The organism is Streptococcus sinensis, from assembly GCF_000767835.1.
Classification (GTDB): Bacteria; Bacillota; Bacilli; order Lactobacillales; family Streptococcaceae; genus Streptococcus; species Streptococcus sinensis.
Genome location: NZ_JPEN01000090.1, coordinates 1 through 327, shown reverse-complemented (window position 1 = coordinate 327; position 327 = coordinate 1). Strand labels below are relative to the sequence as shown.

Genomic DNA, 327 nt, shown 5'->3' with positions numbered 1-327 from the left:
GCCTTGCCAAACCGAGGGACTCTTCCAAACTGGATAGCGCAATACAAGAAAAACGGGTATACTATTCTTGAGAAAAGAAGAGGGAGGCCGCCAAAAATGGGACGTAAGCCAAAGAAGACCTGGGAAGAGATGACGGAGTTAGAGCGACTCCAAGAAGAAAATGAGCGTCTTAGAACGGAGAATGCCTATTTAAAAAAGTTGAAAGAATTGCGCCTGAGGGACGAAGCCTTAGCGTGCGAAAGGCAGAAACAGTTAGAGAAATGGTCAATGGAGGATTCCGACTAGACCTCCTTCTAGCAACAGCTAAACTAGCTCGTGCCACCTACT

The 327-nt window shown here is 46.8% G+C and carries 1 pseudogene; it reads left to right on the top strand.

The window, feature by feature from the left end:
- Nucleotides 1-327 (top strand): annotated as a pseudogene (locus SSIN_RS07670) (transposase); the annotation flags it as partial.